The sequence below is a fragment of the Paenibacillus sp. GCM10027626 genome, from assembly GCF_042676285.1.
Classification (GTDB): Bacteria; Bacillota; Bacilli; order Paenibacillales; family Paenibacillaceae; genus Paenibacillus_Z.
Genome location: NZ_JBHTHC010000015.1, coordinates 1 through 17,642, shown reverse-complemented (window position 1 = coordinate 17,642; position 17,642 = coordinate 1). Strand labels below are relative to the sequence as shown.

Below are 17,642 nucleotides of genomic sequence, written 5' to 3'. Positions count from 1 at the left end.
CGCTTCATTTTTAAACCCATTTAAACTTGGCTATTTTTTGGTGTGAACCGTATAATGAGTACGAATTAAATAGTGACAGCCGAATTTCAAGAGTTGAAAACGGGGGAACCAATTTTTGTCGCTTTTCGTCTGGCGACATGGGGTGAATTTCGCAATGCATGTTAGGCAATGCTAATGATTGCGAATAGGGCCGCCTTTCCAGGCCCGAATCCGTCAGCTAACCTCGTAGGCTGCGTGGAACAGGACTCATCTGCGAATAAGCATTGGGGTACCAGTGCTTTTTTTTGTGCCTGTAAACCATAGCATAGATCGGAAAAGGTGATGAAATATGCTCAAGCACTGGAGACGATTTCGCTGGTCGCCGCCGCGAATTTTGGCAGCAGGCTTCGCAGTTATTATATTCCTTGGGGCTGTTCTGCTTTCCATGCCGTTTGCTTCCAGAGACGGCAGCGGTACGCCGTTTATCGACTCTCTATTTACAGCTACCTCGGCTACATGTGTTACAGGTTTAATTTCTGTCGATACCGGCAGTCATTATTCGACAATCGGCCATTTAATTATCATTTTTCTCATTCAAATTGGCGGATTGGGATTTATGACGGTAGCGACGCTGTTTGCTTTTATGCTGCGCAAAAAAATATCGTTCAAGGAACGGTTAGTTTTGCAGGAGGCGATGAACCAGGGAAGCATTGAGGGGATCGTCCGGCTAGTCCGCAAGGTACTGCTGTACTCGCTGACGATTGAAGCGGTCGGCGCTGTTTTGTTTACGATTCGCTGGTCTTTCGATATGCCGCTGGCGAAGGCGATTTTTTTTGGCTGCTGGCATGCGATTTCGATGTTTAACAATGCCGGCTTTGATTTATTTGGCCAATTTGGGACGCCGTTTGTCAGCTTTACCGCCTATACAAGCGATCCGCTGGTCAATTTGGTCACGATGGGGCTCATTATTTTAGGCGGGCTCGGCTTTATTGTCTTGTCGGATATTATTGAATACCGCGTCAAGCGAAAGCTGAGCTTGCATTCCAAAATCGTGCTTACGATGACGGCAGCGCTGATCCTCATCGGGGCAATTGTCACCTATTGCTTCGAGTTTTCCAATCCGCACACATTGGGAGCTTTGAGCTGGGACGGGAAAATTTGGGCGGCATTCTTTCAATCCGTCTCGCCGCGCACCGCGGGAGCAAACACGGTCGATTTGTCCAGTCTGAGACAAGCCACGCAATTTTTTATGGTGGTGCTGATGTTTATCGGCGCATCGCCGGGCTCGACGGGCGGCGGCATCAAGACAACGACCTTCGCCACATTAATCGGTGCCGTCATCACGATGATTCGCGGACGGGAAGATATCGTCATGTTCAAAATGCGGCTCGGCCGCGAACGCATATTGAAAGCATTGACGATTACAATGCTGGCGCTGGCATTAGTAATTGTCGTAACGATGCTGCTCACTGTGACGGAAGATAAGCCGTTTCTGCATCTTTTGTTTGAAACGACATCCGCTTTTGGTACTGTCGGGCTTTCATTGGGAGTTTCGCCAGAGCTGACATTGCTTGGAAAAGTGCTCGTATGCCTGACGATGTTTGCCGGAAGATTGGGGCCGTTGACATTGGCTTACGCGCTTGGATCTACCACAGATAAAGAGCTTTACCGTTACCCTGAGGGGAAAATTACGATTGGATAGGGAAGTAGGAGAGGGAAATGAAGACAGGTCAATTTGTAATCATTGGGTTGGGGCGTTTTGGTTCTAGTCTGGCCAAAGAGTTAATCGAGCTTGGCTATGAAGTGCTTGGCATCGACAAGGATGAGGAAATCGTCCAAGACTTGAGTCCGCTTTTGACGCATACGGTCGTAGCGGAATCTACGGACGAGGATGTGCTCCGTTCGCTCGGCGTCCGCAATTTTGACTGCGGCGTTGTGGCGATTGGCGATGATATTCAGGCAAGCATCATGACGGCTATTTTATTGAAGGATCTCGGAGTGAAAACAGTCGTAGCCAAAGCGCTTAACGAGCTGCATGGCCGGGTGCTGGAGAAGATCGGAGTCGATCGCATCGTCTACCCGGAGCGGGATATGGGGATCCGCGTCGCGCATCAGCTCGTATCACCCAATTTGCTTGACTATATTGAACTGTCGAAAGACTATACGATTGCTGAGCTGGCGGTACCCCGCTGCCTAAACGGAAAGACGCTGCAAGACTTGAACCCGCGTGCCCGTTTTGGCTGCAGCATTGTGGCTATTAACACGCCAAAAGGCGTCATAATCGCCCCGTCGGCAACAGATGTGCTGGCCGAAAAGGACGTTATGGTCATCATCGGCACCAATCAGCAAATCGAGCATTTTGAAGCGGCGGTTATTCGGTAACAAATATCGGGAATACTAAAAGGATAGCGAGCCGGCTGCAGCCTGTGCGGCTCCGCTGTCCTTTTAAGTATGCTTGGACTCGCTTCGTTTATAATAGGTAGAGATTTCATCGATCCATAACCGTACGGAAGGGCTCAGGCTTTCCGGCCCCGCATGAATTAATGCTGTCGTCCGTTTCGTCGCTTCAAGCTCGCGGATCGGCACGACAGCCAGATCGTTGTCGCTGAGCAGCTGCTGGCGCAGGTAGGATTTGGGCAGCAGCGTGCCGGCTCGGCAAGTGTGAAGCAGGCGGAGGATCGCCTCGAAGGAATCGATCTCCATACGGACATCAGGCAGCAGCCGATAAGTTTCGAATACTTCGTCCGTCAAAATGCGGTACCACGTGCCTTTGGAAAACAAAATCATTGGCAAGCCATTTATATCGCCAATTTCCGGTTTTCCTTTTTCCATAATAAAATGATTGCGCGGCAGTACAAGAATAAGATGATCGTCGAATAGCGGCACACAAGTTAGTGCGGAATCGTCAATTCGCGAGGCTACAATGCCGATATCTGCTTTCTTTTCCCGGACAAGTGTAACAATTTCGTGGGTTTTGCCCGTAATCGCTTTTATGTCAAGCTCCGGACTCCGCGCTGTCAAGGCTTGTATGAGATCGGGCAAAGTTGTTTGCAATGTAGTGAGGCTGGCGCCGATCGTCAATGTCGTCCGGCCGACTGCTTTATACTCCGCGACCATTTGCAAATAACGCAAATGTTGATGACGGACCTCGGTGGCATACTCATAGGTCAATTCTCCGATTCTGGTCAGCTCCAGCCGTTTGCCCACCCGACGGAAAAGCTCGACGCCGAGCTGTTCTTCCAATTTGGCAATTTTGCGCGATAGGGCGGGTTGAGATAAATTAAGCAAAGAAGCTGCTTTATTCATGCTCGATTGATCGACTACGACAGCAAAAACATTCAATTCTTCGATCATAATGGCCTCCATTTCTCTGCTTATGCAAATAAGTTATAAAAATTAATCAACAATAAGCAATTCCATTATAAGCGGAAAAGGAGTATGATGTGAAGTGTGACCAAAATGTGTCAAGCTTTCTGTTGACGCTTTAGGGGGCGGGAGTTACAATGGACAATGGTGTTTTGACAAGGAACGACGAAAAAGTAATCGACAGGATTGAAAGGAGAACGCGAACGTTATGAAAGGAAATTCGTATTTAGCGCGCAAGATTCACTCGCTGCTCGGAGTTATTCCGCTCAGTTTATTCATCGTTGAGCACGGAATAACGAACTATGCAGCATTTGAGAGCGGGCCGCAAGGGTTTAAAGATGGTGTCGATTTTATTAACGGTTTGCCGCTTATCTTTTACCTAGAATTGTTCGGGATTTGGCTGCCGCTGCTATTCCATGGAGTATATGGCCTCTATGTAGCCTATCAGTCGAATATCAACACCGGACGTTTCCAATATGGGCGCAACTGGGCGTTTATGATGCAGCGTATTACCGGCGTCATCACGTTTATTTTTGTTGTGTGGCATTTGTACCAGACCCGCTATCAGTTGATGGTCGGCAACATTACGCATGATCAGCTTGGCTCAACCATGCATAGTATTTTCGACAACCCGTTATATGTTGCACTTTATGTTATCGGCGTACTCTCAGCGGTGTTCCATTTCAGCAATGGTATGTGGGCATTCCTTGTAAGCTGGGGTATTACTGTAGGTCCGCGCGCACAACGTATCTCTTCCTACATTTGGATGGGCGTATTCGTGATCGTGTCGGCGTTCTTCCTGCTTTCTCTGACTGCATTCCGCGGTGACGAGTTTAAAGAAGCGGCTACGGCTGCATTGACGCTCATTAATATCGGGTAAAGAGAAGGAGTGAATTGAAATGGCTAAAAGAAAGGTTATTGTCGTAGGCGGCGGTCTTGCCGGCCTTATGGCTACAATAAAAGCAGCGGAAGCTGGCGTGCAAGTCGATTTGTTTTCACTTGTGCCAGTGAAACGTTCGCACTCTGTTTGTGCTCAAGGCGGCATTAACGGCGCCGTTAATACAAAAGGTGAAGGCGACTCTCCATGGGAGCACTTTGACGATACCGTCTATGGCGGCGACTTCCTGGCCAATCAGCCTCCCGTCAAGGCGATGTGCGAAGCTGCCCCTGGCATCATTCATTTGATGGACCGCATGGGCGTTATGTTTAACCGCACGCCTGAAGGCTTGCTTGATTTCCGCCGCTTTGGCGGCACGCAGTACCACCGTACGGCCTTTGCCGGCGCGACAACCGGCCAGCAATTGCTGTATGCGCTGGATGAGCAGGTTCGCCGCTGGGAGACGGTTGGCCTTGTCAACAAATATGAGCATCATGAATTTTTGGGAGCGGTGCTTGACGATGACGGCGTATGCCGCGGTGTATCGGCACAGGATTTGCGCTCGATGGAAATTCAAACGATATCCGCAGATGCCGTAATTTTGGCTTCAGGCGGTCCTGGCATTATTTTCGGCAAGACGACCAACTCCGTTATTAATACAGGTACGGCAGCAAGTGCTGTATATCAGCAGGGTGTACATTATGCGAACGGCGAATTTATTCAAATTCACCCGACTGCGATTCCGGGCGATGACAAGCTTCGTCTGATGTCGGAATCGGCGCGCGGCGAAGGCGGCCGGATCTGGACATATAAAGACGGCAAGCCTTGGTATTTCCTTGAGGAAAAATATCCGGCGTACGGAAACCTTGTACCGCGTGACATTGCGACACGTGAAATTTTCCATGTGTGTGTAGATCAAAAGCTGGGCATCAACGGCGAGAACATGGTTTATCTTGATCTATCGCACAAGGATCCGAAGGAATTGGATGTCAAGCTGGGCGGCATTATCGAGATCTATGAGAAATTTATGGGCGATGACCCGCGCAAAATTCCGATGAAGATCTTCCCGGCGGTCCACTACTCGATGGGCGGCATGTGGGTTGATTACAACCAGATGACCAACATTCCCGGCTTGTTCGCTTGCGGCGAATGCGAATATCAATATCACGGAGCGAACCGTCTTGGCGCCAACTCGCTGCTGTCGGCGATCTACGGCGGCATGATCACCGGCCCGAAAGCAGTTGAATATATCAAAGGCTTGAAAAAATCTGCCGACGATATTTCCTCCGCGGTGTTCGATCGCGAGCAAAAGCGGCAAACGGACAAATACGAAAGCATCATGAATATGAGCGGCACCGAAAATGCTTATGTGCTTCATAAAGAGCTTGGCGAGTGGATGACCAACAATATGACCGTTGTCCGCTTCAACAAAAAGCTGGAAGAAACAATTGCCAAAATTAAAGAGCTGAAGCAGCGTTACAACAATATCAACATCAACGATACGGCGCGCTGGAACAATGCGGGAGTGGCGTTTACACGCCAATTGTGGAATATGCTTGAGCTGTCCGAGGCGATGACGCTTGGCGCCCTGATGCGCAACGAAAGCCGCGGCGCCCATTACAAGCCGGATTTCCCGGATCGTAACGATGAGGAGTTCCTGAAAACGACGAAGGCTGCTTGGACGAAGGAAGGTCCGAAAATTTCGTACGAGGACGTTGACGTTTCCTTGATTAAACCGCGCAAACGCGACTACTCGAAGGATAAATAGAAAGGAGAAGATCACGATGGCGGAAACGACAGTGGCAGCAAAGACAATTAAACTTTTGATCAAGCGCCAGGATGCGCCTGACAAGCCGTCCTATACGGAAGAGTTTGAAATTCCGTATCGCCCGAATATGAATGTCATTAGTGCATTGATGGAAATTCAGCGCAATCCGAAGAAGAGCGACGGATCAGCGACTTCTCCGGTATGCTGGGAATCCAACTGTCTGGAAGAGGTATGCGGCGCTTGCTCGATGGTTATTAACGGCAAGCCTCGTCAAGCTTGCAGCGCATTGGTCGATAAATTGGAGCAGCCGATTCGGCTAGAGCCAATGAGCACCTTCCCGGTAGTGCGCGACTTGGTTATTAATCGCGAACGGATGTTCAATGCATTGAAGCGCGTTAAAGCATGGATTCCAATTGACGGCACTTATGATCTCGGTCCTGGTCCAAGAATGGCGGAGACGAAGCGCCAATGGGCGTACGAGCTGTCCAAATGCATGACTTGCGGCGTTTGTCTGGAATCATGCCCGAATGTCAATGACCGCAACAGCTTCATTGGCCCGGCAGCGATCTCGCAGGTTCGTTTGTTCAACGCTCATCCAACCGGCGAAATGAACAAGGAAGAGCGTCTGGAAACGTTGATGGAGGATGGCGGTATCGAAGGCTGCGGCAACTCGCAGAACTGCGTTCGCGCTTGTCCGAAAGGCATCCCGCTTACGACTTCGATTGCGGCGATCAACCGCGATACGACGAAGCAGCTGTTTAAAAAATGGCTCGGCATGTAAGCTGAAAAATAGTAAAAAAACCACGCAACGACAATTTGTCGGTGCGTGGTTTTTTTTCACAGCCATCGCTCGCTCCAATTTTGGATGGATTCAATGACAGGTTTGAGATGCTGACCTTTCTCGGTAAGCTCATATTCGATCCGGACAGGCATCTCCGGGTAGACATTTCGTTTCACAATTTGGCAATGCTCTAATTCTTTCATGCGGTCTGTCAACATTTTGTCGCTCATATCAGGGATTTGTTCCTTGATTTCTTTGAAACGTTTCGGTCCGCCCAACAACACGCGGATAATCAACCCTGTCCATTTTTTTCCTAGCAGCTCCGCAGCAATTTCGTACTTTGGGCACATCTTGGAATAATCCATTACACTCACCCCTCTATAGGTATTTCTATTGTAGCACATCATCATATCAAAAGGGAGAGGATGCCGACCCGATTATTGATAATTCCAAAAAGTTATTTACTTTAATTAAGTTTGTAAAGGGTGTTCTCTTTTGAAAAAAGCGTTATAATGGTTGGGATACAACAAGTGATATTGATGATAGAAGTGGTGAGATACAGATGACAGATGATTGGGGCTTCTATGAACGAAGGGAAAATTCGGAGCGGTTGCGTATTTTAGTTAATGTAGGCTACAAAGATCGTGCCCCATTGGCGGAATATGGTGAGCTGCTCTCGGTTACGATTAATTTGTATGCTATCATGCGGAATAGCCGATCCAAACAAGAGGTAGTCACCCAGCTTGAAAAGACGGAAGCAAGTCTGGAAAATTGGCTGTCAAGCCATAGCAAAGCGCTCTATGTTGGGCGTATTAATACCGTCAACCGGCTTGAGTTTTTCTATTATGTAAATCGCAATCATCATGATGATGTGAAATTTCGGGAATGGATTAAGCGGCAATGGGATTTCCGGGTAGCGGATTATGTGAAGCCTGATCCGGAATGGAGCTTTTACCGCTACTTGCTGCCAGATACCCTGGAACAGCTGTATGTTCATAATGCCCAGATGGTCTATGCCCTTATTCATAAGGGAGATGATATAAAGCAGCCGCGGGAAGTGTATCATTGGCTGAAGTTGAAGCAAGCTGAAGACCGGCTTGCCGTAGAATCGGCGCTGCAGGCGCTGGGGTATCGAATCGAACGCGACAAAGAAGGCGAGCCGGATAGCGCGTATCCATTTCCGCTTGTCATTAGCCGCTATGATAATGTGATGCTGGATACAGTCAATGAGCGTGTACGCGAGTTGTACCGGTTGCTGGTGGGCGTAGATGGTCGTTATGAGGGCTGGGGATCGGCAATGCGGCTCAAAGGCGCCAGCAAGATGAAGTATGGGCTGCGCAAATGGAGGGCAGTATTGGAAGCGATCATAAAGCGTATATGGCCGTTTCATCATAAGCGCTAATATTTGTTAACATTCCGATGATAATTTGTTACACAACTGCAATCGTTCCGTTATCGAAATTACACATTAACCGGCTATTATAATAAACAAGACCCCCTTTTAATAATATAAATTTTGGGACCTGACGCTAACGGTTGGCGCAGGTCCACTTTTTTTTCCACATAAGAATTTATAAGTTTCCAAGTTGTACGGAAAAGCAAATTCTTATTGGCGATAAAAACTACCTTATGCTTACGAAGCGGGTTTGCCAGGCAAACCTTTAGGTCGCTCATCCTCGAAGGACTTCGATAGAAGTTTTTCTCACTCAATGGGCACAGTAATTTTTTCTTTTTGTTTAAAGTAAACCCAGTGCTTGAAGCCAATTTCTTTGAGCCGCTGCCGGACCTCGTCCCACTCATCTGCCACACGCTCCGGCTTATGGGCATCGGAGCCGAACGTTACATCAACGCCGCAGCGGCAAGCGCGTTCCAGTATAGCATCGGAAGGATACCAACCGCCGACTTTTTTCGTTTTGCCAGATGTATTGATTTCGATGGCGACGCCATTATCGGCAATCACCTGTAAAGTTTCGTCAATTGCCGCATCCGCCGGAATATTGGAAAAGGCGGGGTAGTAGCCCTTCATCGCATCAATATGGCCAAGAATTTGGAACATGCCGGAGCTTGCGGACTGGCGGATCAAATCATAGTAATGGTTTTTTTCCTCAATCTGCTGCTGCTCGTTCAATTTGTCCCAGCGATGGCGATTGAAAATGCTGACCCCTCTCGTCTGATGTACGGAGCCGATAATGTAGTCAAACGGGTAGGAGCGGTACATGTTGCGGTATATATCTGCATGCTCAGGATAAAAATCAGATTCCATTCCGAGCAGTACATCGATTTTATCCGCATAGACGGATTTCAGCCGCAGCACTTCGTCAATATAGGCGGTAAAGTCGCTTTTGGCCATGGCGATCCCCGGATGGGGCTGATCCTCTGAACTGGCGAAGTAAGGGGAATGATCGGAAATTCCGATCGCGGTCAACCCTGCGGCAATGCCGGCTTTTATATAGTCTTCAATATCGCCAAAGGCATGGCCGCATCTGTAATGATGGGTATGGATATCGAATTTACTCATGATATTTCGCTGCCTCCTCTATTCATGCACGCATTATTCGCTGCTAATAAATTGGTCCTCAGGCATTCCCTTCAAGTCGCTTAAAAACTGCTGCATGGCAGAGTTCAAATAACGGCCGGATTTATAGACGACCCCAACCGGATGGCTCAGCTCAAGCTCGTTTACTTTAATCATTTTTAAGGTGCCAAGCCTTACTTCATTGACGATGGAAAGTTTGGACACAACAGCCGCCCCCAGATTAATTTCCACCATCCGTTTAACTTCCTCGCTGCTGGACAACTCCATGATGATATTCGGGTTGAAATTGTATTTGCGGAAAATTTGATCTACAAATCGTCTGCCCAGTGTATCCGGCGACAGCATAATCATCGGAATATCTTTGAGCGATTCGACGGTCGTATGCTTAAGGCTGCTCATGGGATGATCAGGGGAGACGACAAGCTCGTACGTATCATAATATAAAATTGATGTTTCGACACTGGGGTTACGCTCTGACAAGTAAGTAATTCCAATATCGACCGAGCCGTTTTCTACACTTGTCATCACCTGTGAGGAAGGCATGGAGTGAATTGTTGTCTTGATCAAGGGGAATTGATCCTGAAAATAAGAGAGCACGCGCGGAAGAATTTGCATCGCGATGGAAGCTGTTGTACCTAGGACGATATGTCCTTGAGGGGTTTGGCTTAAATCGGATAGCTTTTGCTTAAGCTCTTCAACAATGGCTAATATTTTTTCGGCATGATCCAGAAACACCTGTCCCCGATCAGTAAGTGTAACGGGCTGATTCCGATCGATCAGTACCGTCTTGAACTCATCTTCCAAACTTTTAATTTGCGCCGATACTGCCGGTTGGGTCAAGTTAAGCAGTTCTCCCGCCTTTCGGAAACTCATTGTTTTGGAGATTGTCAGCAGCGTTTCAAGCTGGTTTATGTTCACACGGAATCACTCCTTTGCACGACCCTAGCGATTAATCTTTTTAATCGCTAATGATTTTATTATAAAGGTTTTTGGTCAAGACAGCAAAAGGATGTTATGTAAAGCGGCTTCGCGGCTCGCAGTGGATGGAGAAAAGGGGCAAAGCGTAGTACGTAACGGACAAACAGTTGTCGCCATCTGCCGCCCGTTACGGTTTGCTTTACGGATATATGGGCATTACAGCCAATCCTTTTTCTTGAACAAAAAAAACATCCCGGCACCCAACACGAGCATAATCGCGATCATAATAAAAGAGCCGCCAGGAAAATGCGCGCCAGGCAAGTAGTCGAAGTTCATCCCATAGACGCCCGTCAAAAACGTCAGCGGCATGAAGATCGTCGTCAGCGCGGTAAAAACACGCATAATTTCGTTCGCCCGCGCCGAAAGGCTCGACTGGTAGGCCTCCCGCAAGTTGCCCATCAAATCGCGATACGTATCGAAGGTTTCCGTAATTTTAACGGCATTTTCATAAATATCAAGAAAGTACTTTTGCAAATGGTCGTCAATTAGCTTTAAATCCCGTTTGTTGAGCGTGGCGATAACGTCGCGCTGCGGGCCGAGGACTTTCCTCAGCCATAGTATTTCACTGCGAAGACCGATAATTTCAGTCAAATGCGTTTTTTTCGTGTGGATAAGAATGTCTTCCTCAAGCCGGTCAATCCGGGTTTCGATCCGGTCCCCGACCTGAAAATAGCTGTCCACGACCAGATCGACGAGATGGTAAAGGAACTGATCGGGACGGTTAACTTCTTCTTCCCATAGAACGGGCTTTACTGAGCGAAGCTCATTTATTTTTTGTTTCGTAACTGTAATAATATAGTGCCTGCCCAAAAAGATGTTCAGCGCCCGCAAAAAAATTTCTTCATCATCGAAGCGGATGCTGTTAATAACGATAAAATAATGGCCTTCGTAGATTTCAAATTTGGGTCGCTGCTCTTCTTCGCTGAGACAGTCCTCGACTGCAAGATCATGAAGGCCGTAGAGCGGCTGCAAAACCGCCAGATCGTCAACATCTGCATCGATCCAGTAAAAGCCTTGATCCGGTGCTCTCAGCGTCGAAGAAATGTCTTCGACCGGTGTGAATACACCTTGATTAACCATACGGATTTTCATCTGGTATCTCTCCCTTCATCCTGTCACGCCAGTTGCACGGACGCACAAAAGCCGAAAGAGAGCGAACCAGGGCGAAAACAAGCATAGCTAACAGTGTTCGGTGAACACAGCATGCTTCCGAGGCTGGCTGCACTTCCGGTATTTGTCATCCTTGCGGTTGTCCGCTGGCCACGGGTCGCCTTCCATGTTCATCAACACCCCTTTGAAGTGATCGAATAACTTGAAGTCAATGGCTTGGAATCCTTGGTCTAGTATACTCCGACATCGTCATTCCATTCAAGCGAAAAGTATCGGTAACGTTTACATCATTTCCGAGGAAAAAGGACAATATATTCCTAATAAAATAGCTTGACGGAAGCTGCAGAATGCTTTAAAGTAGAGCTAACCTATTTTAATTGAATAAATCAGCTTTCTTATCAAGAGCAGGCGGAGGGACCAGCCCTATGAAGCCCGGCAACCGGCATGTTATTGCACGGTGCTAATTCTTGCGGAGACCAATCAAGTTTCTGAGAGATGAGAGGCGCATGACTGTGACCTACTATGCCCTTTCTCCTTTTGGAGAGAGGGCTTTTCTGCTCTCTGTTACGCCTTAGTCAGAGCGTGTATTGGGGACAGCGTCGCCCAGTTGCAGGCCGCTACACAGTATTATGACCGCTGCTTGGATTATCTCGTTCACAAAATACGAGTTTTCAACACTGAAAAGGCGGATTTACTTCCAGAGAAGGAGAGATTGAGATGCCAATTAAAGTGCCGGATCATTTGCCAGCCAAAGAAATCTTGAACCAGGAAAATATTTTTGTCATGGATGAAAGTGTCGCATACCATCAAGACATTCGTCCGCTGCGCATTGCCATCCTGAACTTAATGCCGACAAAAGAGACAACAGAGACCCAATTGCTGCGTCTGATCGGCAATACGCCGCTTCAGGTGGAAGTGGTGCTGCTGCATCCGAAGACGCACACCTCCAAAAATACGTCGCCTGAGCATTTGGAGTCGTTTTATAAAACCTTCGATGAAATTTCGGACCAATATTTCGATGGCATGATCGTCACAGGGGCTCCTGTTGAGCATTTGCCGTTCGAACAGGTGAACTATTGGGAAGAATTAAAGGAGATTATGGATTGGGGGGTTCGGCATGTAACATCGACCTTCTATATTTGTTGGGCTTCCCAGGCCGGCTTGTATCATCATTTCGGCATTCCGAAATACGATCTCGAGGAAAAAATGTTCGGCGTATTTCCGCATACGATCGCCAAACGCAATGTTCCGCTGCTTAGAGGCTTCGACGAATACTTCCATGTGCCGCAATCCAGGCATACAGAATTTCGGCAAGCGGATATTGAACAAGTAGCCGAGCTTGAGGTGCTGTCTGTATCCGAGGAAGCTGGCGTTTATATTGCGGCAACCCGCGACGGCAAGCAAATTTTTGTTACGGGCCATTCCGAATATGATCCGTTGTCGCTGAAAGCGGAATATGACCGCGATGTGGCCAAAGGGCTTAAAATTGACGTTCCTAAAAATTATTTCCCGAACAACGACCCTTCGCAGCCGCCGATATCCAGCTGGCGCGCGCATGCAAATCTGTTGTTTTCCAATTGGTTGAACTACTACGTCTACCAGCAGACGCCGTATGATTTGGGGGCAGGCATCTGACGCTGCCGCTTTTGCCTGCCGCATGCTGAAACAAGCAATATTCTTCGTAAAGGAGCATTTGAACCATGAAAATTGAAAGTCGCCTAGCTCAAATCGGCTCGATTTGCGATCCGGTAACTGGAGCAATCAGCTTCCCTATTTATCAAGCTACTGCTTTTCGTCATCCTGAATTGGGCCAAAGCACCGGATTTGACTACTCCCGCACGAAGAGCCCAACGCGCAAAGTGTTGGAAGATGCAATTGCTGAGCTGGAGGCGGGCGATGCCGGGTTCGGCTGCAGCAGCGGCATGGCTGCGCTGCAAACGGTATTCGCTTTGTTTGCGCAAGGGGATCATCTCCTTGTTTCACTTGATTTGTATGGCGGCACCTACCGGCTTCTGGAGCAAGTCATGAGCCGCTTTGGCATCACGGCGTCCTATGTGGATACGAATGATCTGGATGGGCTTGCCGCACATTACAGACCGGAGACAAAGGCGCTGTTGATCGAGACGCCTACCAACCCGCTTATGATGATTACAGATATTGAGCGGGTATGTGCATGGGCGAAGTCCAAGGAATTGTTGACGATCGTGGACAATACACTGCTGACGCCATTTTTTCAGCGGCCGCTGGAGCTGGGCGCAGACATCGTTGTGCATAGCGCGACCAAATATTTGGGAGGGCATAACGATGTGCTGGCCGGCTTGATTGTCACGAAAGGCAAAGAACTGTCAGAACGGATGGCGTTTCTGCACAATTCAATCGGGGCCGTACTCGGGCCGCAGGATTCGTGGCTGCTTGCCCGCGGCATGAAAACGCTGGCGCTGCGGATGGAGCGTCATCAATATAACGCTACGGCGATTGCGCATTGGCTGGACAAGCATGAAGCTGTCGAAGAGGTGTATTACCCTGCGCTTGAGCAGCATCCTCAGTTCGCTATCCAGCAGCGGCAATCGTCTGGCAATACCGGAATTTTATCTTTCAGGGTGAAGGATGCGCGGTATGTAGCGCCAATTCTCCGCCATATTAAGCTGATTGCCTTTGCTGAAAGCTTGGGCGGCGTAGAATCGCTGATGACATACCCCGCCGTACAAACGCATGCGGACATTCCGGAAGAAATTCGCCGTCAAGTCGGTGTAGACGACCGCTTGCTGCGGTTTTCCGTCGGGATTGAGCATGCCGACGACTTGATTGAGGATTTGGCACAGGCTTTTGCGGCCGCAAAGCAACAAATTGAGGAGGCATAACTGATGACAACTTACAACTTTGATGAGCGGATCGAGCGCAAAGGGACGGCCTCCTACAAATGGGACCAATCGGAAAAGCTGTTCAGCAATAAAGATGTCTTGCCATTGTGGGTAGCAGATATGGACTTTCCGGCTCCGCGGGAAGTGGTCGAGGCGATTGTGGAGCGGGCAAAGCAGGGCATATACGGTTATACCGTCCATACGGAAGGCTATTATGCTGCTGTCAAAGGCTGGCTGAGCAGACGCCATGGCTGGGAAGTGCAGAAGGAGTGGATTTTATCTACTCCAGGCATTGTACCGGCATTAAGCATGCTTGTGCTTGCGCTTAGCGAGCCTGGCGACGGCATTATTTTGCAGTCCCCGGTCTATTATCCTTTTTATGAAGTCATCCGCAAAAATGGCCGGACAGTTGTGGATAATGCGCTGATTCTCAAAGACGGACGATACGAGATGGACTACGAGCTGCTCGAGGAGCAGGCGAAGGCAGGCGCCAAAATGCTGCTGCTCTGTTCGCCGCATAATCCGGGAGGGCGCGTATGGACACGTAAAGAGCTGGAGCGTGCGGGTGAAATTTGCTTGCGCCACAATGTACTGGTCGTTGCCGATGAGATTCATCATGATCTTGTCTTCAAAGGCCATCGCCACACGCCGTTTGCCTCGATTAGTCCGGAGCTTGCCGATATTACAGTGACCTGCATGGCGCCGAGCAAAACCTTCAATCTGGCAGGCTTGCAGGCCGCGCTGACCGTTATTCCGAATGAAGAGCTGCGAACCAAATATCATCGTCAGCTAACGACGCTTTCTTTGCATATGGAAAGCTACTTTGGCTTAACCGCCGTTGAGAGCAGCTATACGTATGGGGAAGAATGGCTGGAGCAGCTGCTGGAATATGTGGAAGGCAATCTGAATTTATTAATCGACTACGTTTCCGCTCATATCCCTGAGATCACGCCGATTCGCCCGGAAGGCACTTATTTGGCATGGTTGGATTGCCGCGCCATATCGGAAGATCCGGCTGAGCTGAAGAAGCTGATGTTCGAGCAAGCGGGCGTAGCTTTTAGCGAAGGCTCTGTATTTGGCAAGCAGGGCGCCGGTTATTTGCGCGTTAATCTAGCTTGTCCGAGAGCGATATTGCAGGAAGCGCTGGAGCGCTTTGCAAAGGCAGTGCGGGAGCGAGAGCAATAAAAGAGCAGGAGAGCAGTCGTCAGCGAGAAGCGGCGCTGCTCTTTTCGATTTTTTCTCAGGGCGAGGGGGGCGATACGGACCTACGATCCGCTATTTTGCCAAAAAACAGGCTAATTCAAGGTTTCGCGGACACACGATCTGTTATTTACGCTTTTTCCTCGCTTTTCGCGGCGTTTGGAGGCGAATAACGGAACCACGGTCAGCCGACTTGCTGTTTTAGCATGTTTGTTCACAGATAACGGAACGTCGGTCCGCGAAAATGGCTATGCTCGCTCGATAAAGGACGGCGAAGCCGTTTCTTTCATTTTACGCGGCCAAAATAAAATTTGACGCTATCGTGACGATGATGACTGAAACTGTCCATTTATGTTACGATGGTAAAGAACATAGACGGTTGGTGGACGTTAGTTTTTTAGGAGAAGGAGGGTCCGGATAAAATGAGTCAAGTGGACCGCATTTTGCAACATGCATTGAATGGGCAGCGTTTAATGCTAGAAGATATTGTGACTTTATTTGAGTCGGATGAAATCGAAAAAATGGGGCATGCCGCCAATCAGGTGATGCTGCGCAAGCATCCGGAGCCGGTTACTACGTTTGTCGTAGGCCGCAATATAAACTACACGAACGTATGTGATGTTTATTGCCGCTTTTGCGCCTTTTACCGCAAACCGGGCTCCGCGGAAGGCTATGTATTGCCCGACGAAGTAATTTTGCAGAAAATACAGGAAACACAGGACGTGGGCGGCACCGAAATTTTAATGCAGGGCGGCACGAACCCGAACCTGCCATTCAGCTATTATACCGATTTGCTGCGCAAAATTAAGCAGCATTTTCCGAACATTACGATGCACTCCTTTTCGCCGGCGGAAATTCATAAAATGCGCGAAGTATCCGATGGCCTTACATTGGAGGAGGTCATTAGGCAAATTCATGAGGCCGGCCTCGATTCCTTGCCGGGCGGCGGCGCGGAAATTTTGGATGACCGGACAAGACGGAAAATCAGCCGCTTGAAGGGCTCGTGGACGGATTGGATGGATGTCATGAAGATTGCCCATAAAATCGGCATGAACACGACGGCTACGATGGTCATCGGCTTCGGTGAAGAGATGGAGGAACGCGCTCTTCATTTGCTGCGGGTGCGCGACGCGCAGGATGAATGCATTGCGAATGGTTACCATACGCCGGGATTTTTGGCGTTTATTCCGTGGACCTTCCAGCCGGACAATACGAATATGAAGCGGGAGAAGGCGACGCCTGAGGAGTATTTGAAGACGCTTGCGATCAGCCGCCTGACGCTGGACAACATCGATAACTTCCAATCGTCCTGGGTAACGATGGGGCCTGAAATCGGCAAGCTGTCTCTGTCTTACGGCTGTAATGATTTTGGCAGCACGATGATTGAGGAGAATGTCGTATCCGCGGCGGGCACGACACATAAAGTGAACATCGAATTGATTTTGCAATTAATTCGCGAAGCCGGCAAAATTCCGGCACAGCGCAATACGCGTTATGAGATTTTGAAGATGTATGGGGAGCACGAAGGCAGCGAACGCGACTTTGTCATGCAAAACTAATTAAAAAAGACTGTCTCGATTAGAAGGGAGCTTTCGCTCATCCGCTTCGTCTTCGGGCAGTCTTTTTTTGCGACACAAGAGTTTATAACTAGGCTTTCACAGAGTAAATTCGCCTTGCGGACGATCTATTCTGAAAATTGCCCGATATTGGTGCATTTTTCATCCTTCTGACGGGGCCGCGGGTACGACATGGACGTCTAACTGGATTTTATACAGTTAAATTCAAGCCAAATGCAGAAAGGGACTAAATTAGCTGGAAAAACTGCATTTAAAATGGTTGATTTATGGCGATGTCGCTCTTTTTGCAAAAAATAGATGGAAGTTTTCCCTTTAGCTACCTTTTTTCGCCCTAAAGCAGCAAATTAGCTGCATGAATTCCATTTAGTCATCTTTGTCGCTAAAAAATCGGGGCACCGTAAGGCTGATGGGCACACATAACCGGACTGTTGGTTTTCAGAAACTTCCGTGTCACAGCATCGCCCCCTCAGAATGTTGTATTTAATGTAGGCCTGTTGATTAGCCAAAAAAAGGTATGCAATAAATGGTAAAAAACTAATAAAAAAGACCGTCCAGTCGATGTAATGTTTGTCCCCACAAACTAATCGAAACGAGGCGGTCTCATGAAAA

The 17,642-nt window shown here is 48.6% G+C and carries 15 protein-coding genes and 2 riboswitches; of the genes, 10 read left to right on the top strand and 5 right to left on the bottom strand.

All coding sequences use genetic code 11. From position 1 onward, the window contains the following. The first annotated feature begins 67 nt into the window (after positions 1 to 67). Positions 68 to 247, top strand: a riboswitch (cyclic di-AMP (ydaO/yuaA leader). 81 nt (positions 248 to 328) lie between these two features. Both ACFQ0N_RS25105 and ACFQ0N_RS25100 read left to right on the top strand, forming a co-directional pair. Next, on the top strand, positions 329 to 1,681 hold the full coding sequence (locus tag ACFQ0N_RS25105) for a TrkH family potassium uptake protein (protein ID WP_379331479.1): 1,353 nt from the start codon (positions 329 to 331) through the stop codon (positions 1,679 to 1,681). Between the two features lie 17 nt (positions 1,682 to 1,698). Beyond that, a complete protein-coding gene (locus ACFQ0N_RS25100) occupies positions 1,699 to 2,361 on the top strand; it encodes a potassium channel family protein (RefSeq protein ID WP_379331477.1) in 663 nt (220 codons plus the stop codon). A 63-nt stretch (positions 2,362 to 2,424) separates the two neighbouring features. On the opposite strand, the gene ACFQ0N_RS25095 is transcribed toward ACFQ0N_RS25100, so the two are convergent. Then, the gene (locus tag ACFQ0N_RS25095) at positions 2,425 to 3,333 is read right to left on the bottom strand and encodes a LysR family transcriptional regulator (RefSeq protein WP_379331475.1); all 909 of its coding nucleotides are present in this window, start codon (positions 3,331 to 3,333) and stop codon (positions 2,425 to 2,427) included. Between the two features lie 220 nt (positions 3,334 to 3,553). Here ACFQ0N_RS25095 and ACFQ0N_RS25090 point away from each other — a divergent pair, with 220 nt between their 5' ends. Genes ACFQ0N_RS25090 through sdhB form a run of 3 tightly spaced genes read left to right on the top strand, consistent with a single transcriptional unit; the run spans position 3,554 to position 6,771 of the window. Continuing rightward, positions 3,554 to 4,225: a succinate dehydrogenase cytochrome b558 subunit gene (locus tag ACFQ0N_RS25090; RefSeq protein WP_379331473.1), complete on the top strand. Its 672-nt coding sequence runs from the start codon at positions 3,554 to 3,556 to the stop codon at positions 4,223 to 4,225. Between the two features lie 19 nt (positions 4,226 to 4,244). Then, a complete protein-coding gene (gene sdhA, locus ACFQ0N_RS25085; protein ID WP_379331471.1) occupies positions 4,245 to 5,990 on the top strand; it encodes a succinate dehydrogenase flavoprotein subunit in 1,746 nt (581 codons plus the stop codon). A gap of 16 nt (positions 5,991 to 6,006) precedes the next feature. Beyond that, entirely contained in the window at positions 6,007 to 6,771 is a 765-nt protein-coding gene (gene sdhB, locus ACFQ0N_RS25080; protein ID WP_379331469.1) for a succinate dehydrogenase iron-sulfur subunit, read from the top strand. 56 nt (positions 6,772 to 6,827) lie between these two features. On the opposite strand, the gene ACFQ0N_RS25075 is transcribed toward sdhB, so the two are convergent. Then, on the bottom strand, positions 6,828 to 7,136 hold the full coding sequence (locus tag ACFQ0N_RS25075) for a winged helix-turn-helix transcriptional regulator (RefSeq protein WP_379331467.1): 309 nt from the start codon (positions 7,134 to 7,136) through the stop codon (positions 6,828 to 6,830). Between the two features lie 197 nt (positions 7,137 to 7,333). On the opposite strand from ACFQ0N_RS25075, the gene ACFQ0N_RS25070 reads away from it, so the two are divergent. Further along, a complete protein-coding gene (locus ACFQ0N_RS25070; RefSeq protein WP_379331465.1) occupies positions 7,334 to 8,173 on the top strand; it encodes a DUF695 domain-containing protein in 840 nt (279 codons plus the stop codon). A 300-nt stretch (positions 8,174 to 8,473) separates the two neighbouring features. Here the strand turns inward: ACFQ0N_RS25070 and ACFQ0N_RS25065 are convergent, their stop codons facing one another. The 3 genes from ACFQ0N_RS25065 to corA all read right to left on the bottom strand — a co-directional run bounded on the left by ACFQ0N_RS25065 (position 8,474) and on the right by corA (position 11,377). Continuing rightward, entirely contained in the window at positions 8,474 to 9,289 is an 816-nt protein-coding gene (locus tag ACFQ0N_RS25065; protein WP_379331462.1) for a histidinol-phosphatase, read from the bottom strand. A 33-nt stretch (positions 9,290 to 9,322) separates the two neighbouring features. Continuing rightward, the gene (locus tag ACFQ0N_RS25060; RefSeq protein WP_379331460.1) at positions 9,323 to 10,225 is read right to left on the bottom strand and encodes a LysR family transcriptional regulator; all 903 of its coding nucleotides are present in this window, start codon (positions 10,223 to 10,225) and stop codon (positions 9,323 to 9,325) included. A gap of 216 nt (positions 10,226 to 10,441) precedes the next feature. Continuing rightward, a complete protein-coding gene (corA, locus tag ACFQ0N_RS25055) occupies positions 10,442 to 11,377 on the bottom strand; it encodes a magnesium/cobalt transporter CorA (protein ID WP_379331458.1) in 936 nt (311 codons plus the stop codon). 410 nt (positions 11,378 to 11,787) lie between these two features. After that, positions 11,788 to 11,897, top strand: a riboswitch (SAM riboswitch). A 215-nt stretch (positions 11,898 to 12,112) separates the two neighbouring features. Between corA and metA the strand changes: the two genes are divergently transcribed. From metA to mqnC, 4 genes are all read left to right on the top strand, one after another. Next, positions 12,113 to 13,030, top strand: a complete 918-nt coding sequence (metA, locus tag ACFQ0N_RS25050) for a homoserine O-acetyltransferase MetA (protein WP_379331456.1) — start codon at positions 12,113 to 12,115, stop codon at positions 13,028 to 13,030. Between the two features lie 65 nt (positions 13,031 to 13,095). After that, positions 13,096 to 14,256, top strand: a complete 1,161-nt coding sequence (locus tag ACFQ0N_RS25045) for a PLP-dependent transferase (RefSeq protein WP_379331454.1) — start codon at positions 13,096 to 13,098, stop codon at positions 14,254 to 14,256. Between the two features lie 3 nt (positions 14,257 to 14,259). After that, positions 14,260 to 15,441 carry a MalY/PatB family protein gene (locus ACFQ0N_RS25040; RefSeq protein ID WP_379331452.1) on the top strand — a complete coding sequence of 394 codons (1,182 nt, stop codon included), beginning with the start codon at positions 14,260 to 14,262 and terminating at the stop codon, positions 15,439 to 15,441. 437 nt (positions 15,442 to 15,878) lie between these two features. Further along, on the top strand, positions 15,879 to 17,015 hold the full coding sequence (gene mqnC, locus ACFQ0N_RS25035) for a cyclic dehypoxanthinyl futalosine synthase (protein ID WP_379331449.1): 1,137 nt from the start codon (positions 15,879 to 15,881) through the stop codon (positions 17,013 to 17,015). Positions 17,016 to 17,642 lie beyond the last annotated feature (627 nt).

Coding starts and splice junctions, on each gene's coding strand:
- ACFQ0N_RS25105 (WP_379331479.1), top strand. CDS start 329: ATGCTCAAGCACTGGAGACGATTTCGCTGGTCGCCGCCGCGAATTTTG.
- ACFQ0N_RS25100 (WP_379331477.1), top strand. CDS start 1,699: ATGAAGACAGGTCAATTTGTAATCATTGGGTTGGGGCGTTTTGGTTCT.
- ACFQ0N_RS25095 (WP_379331475.1), bottom strand. CDS start 3,333: ATGATCGAAGAATTGAATGTTTTTGCTGTCGTAGTCGATCAATCGAGC.
- ACFQ0N_RS25090 (WP_379331473.1), top strand. CDS start 3,554: ATGAAAGGAAATTCGTATTTAGCGCGCAAGATTCACTCGCTGCTCGGA.
- sdhA (WP_379331471.1), top strand. CDS start 4,245: ATGGCTAAAAGAAAGGTTATTGTCGTAGGCGGCGGTCTTGCCGGCCTT.
- sdhB (WP_379331469.1), top strand. CDS start 6,007: ATGGCGGAAACGACAGTGGCAGCAAAGACAATTAAACTTTTGATCAAG.
- ACFQ0N_RS25075 (WP_379331467.1), bottom strand. CDS start 7,136: ATGGATTATTCCAAGATGTGCCCAAAGTACGAAATTGCTGCGGAGCTG.
- ACFQ0N_RS25070 (WP_379331465.1), top strand. CDS start 7,334: ATGACAGATGATTGGGGCTTCTATGAACGAAGGGAAAATTCGGAGCGG.
- ACFQ0N_RS25065 (WP_379331462.1), bottom strand. CDS start 9,289: ATGAGTAAATTCGATATCCATACCCATCATTACAGATGCGGCCATGCC.
- corA (WP_379331458.1), bottom strand. CDS start 11,377: ATGAAAATCCGTATGGTTAATCAAGGTGTATTCACACCGGTCGAAGAC.
- metA (WP_379331456.1), top strand. CDS start 12,113: ATGCCAATTAAAGTGCCGGATCATTTGCCAGCCAAAGAAATCTTGAAC.
- ACFQ0N_RS25045 (WP_379331454.1), top strand. CDS start 13,096: ATGAAAATTGAAAGTCGCCTAGCTCAAATCGGCTCGATTTGCGATCCG.
- ACFQ0N_RS25040 (WP_379331452.1), top strand. CDS start 14,260: ATGACAACTTACAACTTTGATGAGCGGATCGAGCGCAAAGGGACGGCC.
- mqnC (WP_379331449.1), top strand. CDS start 15,879: ATGAGTCAAGTGGACCGCATTTTGCAACATGCATTGAATGGGCAGCGT.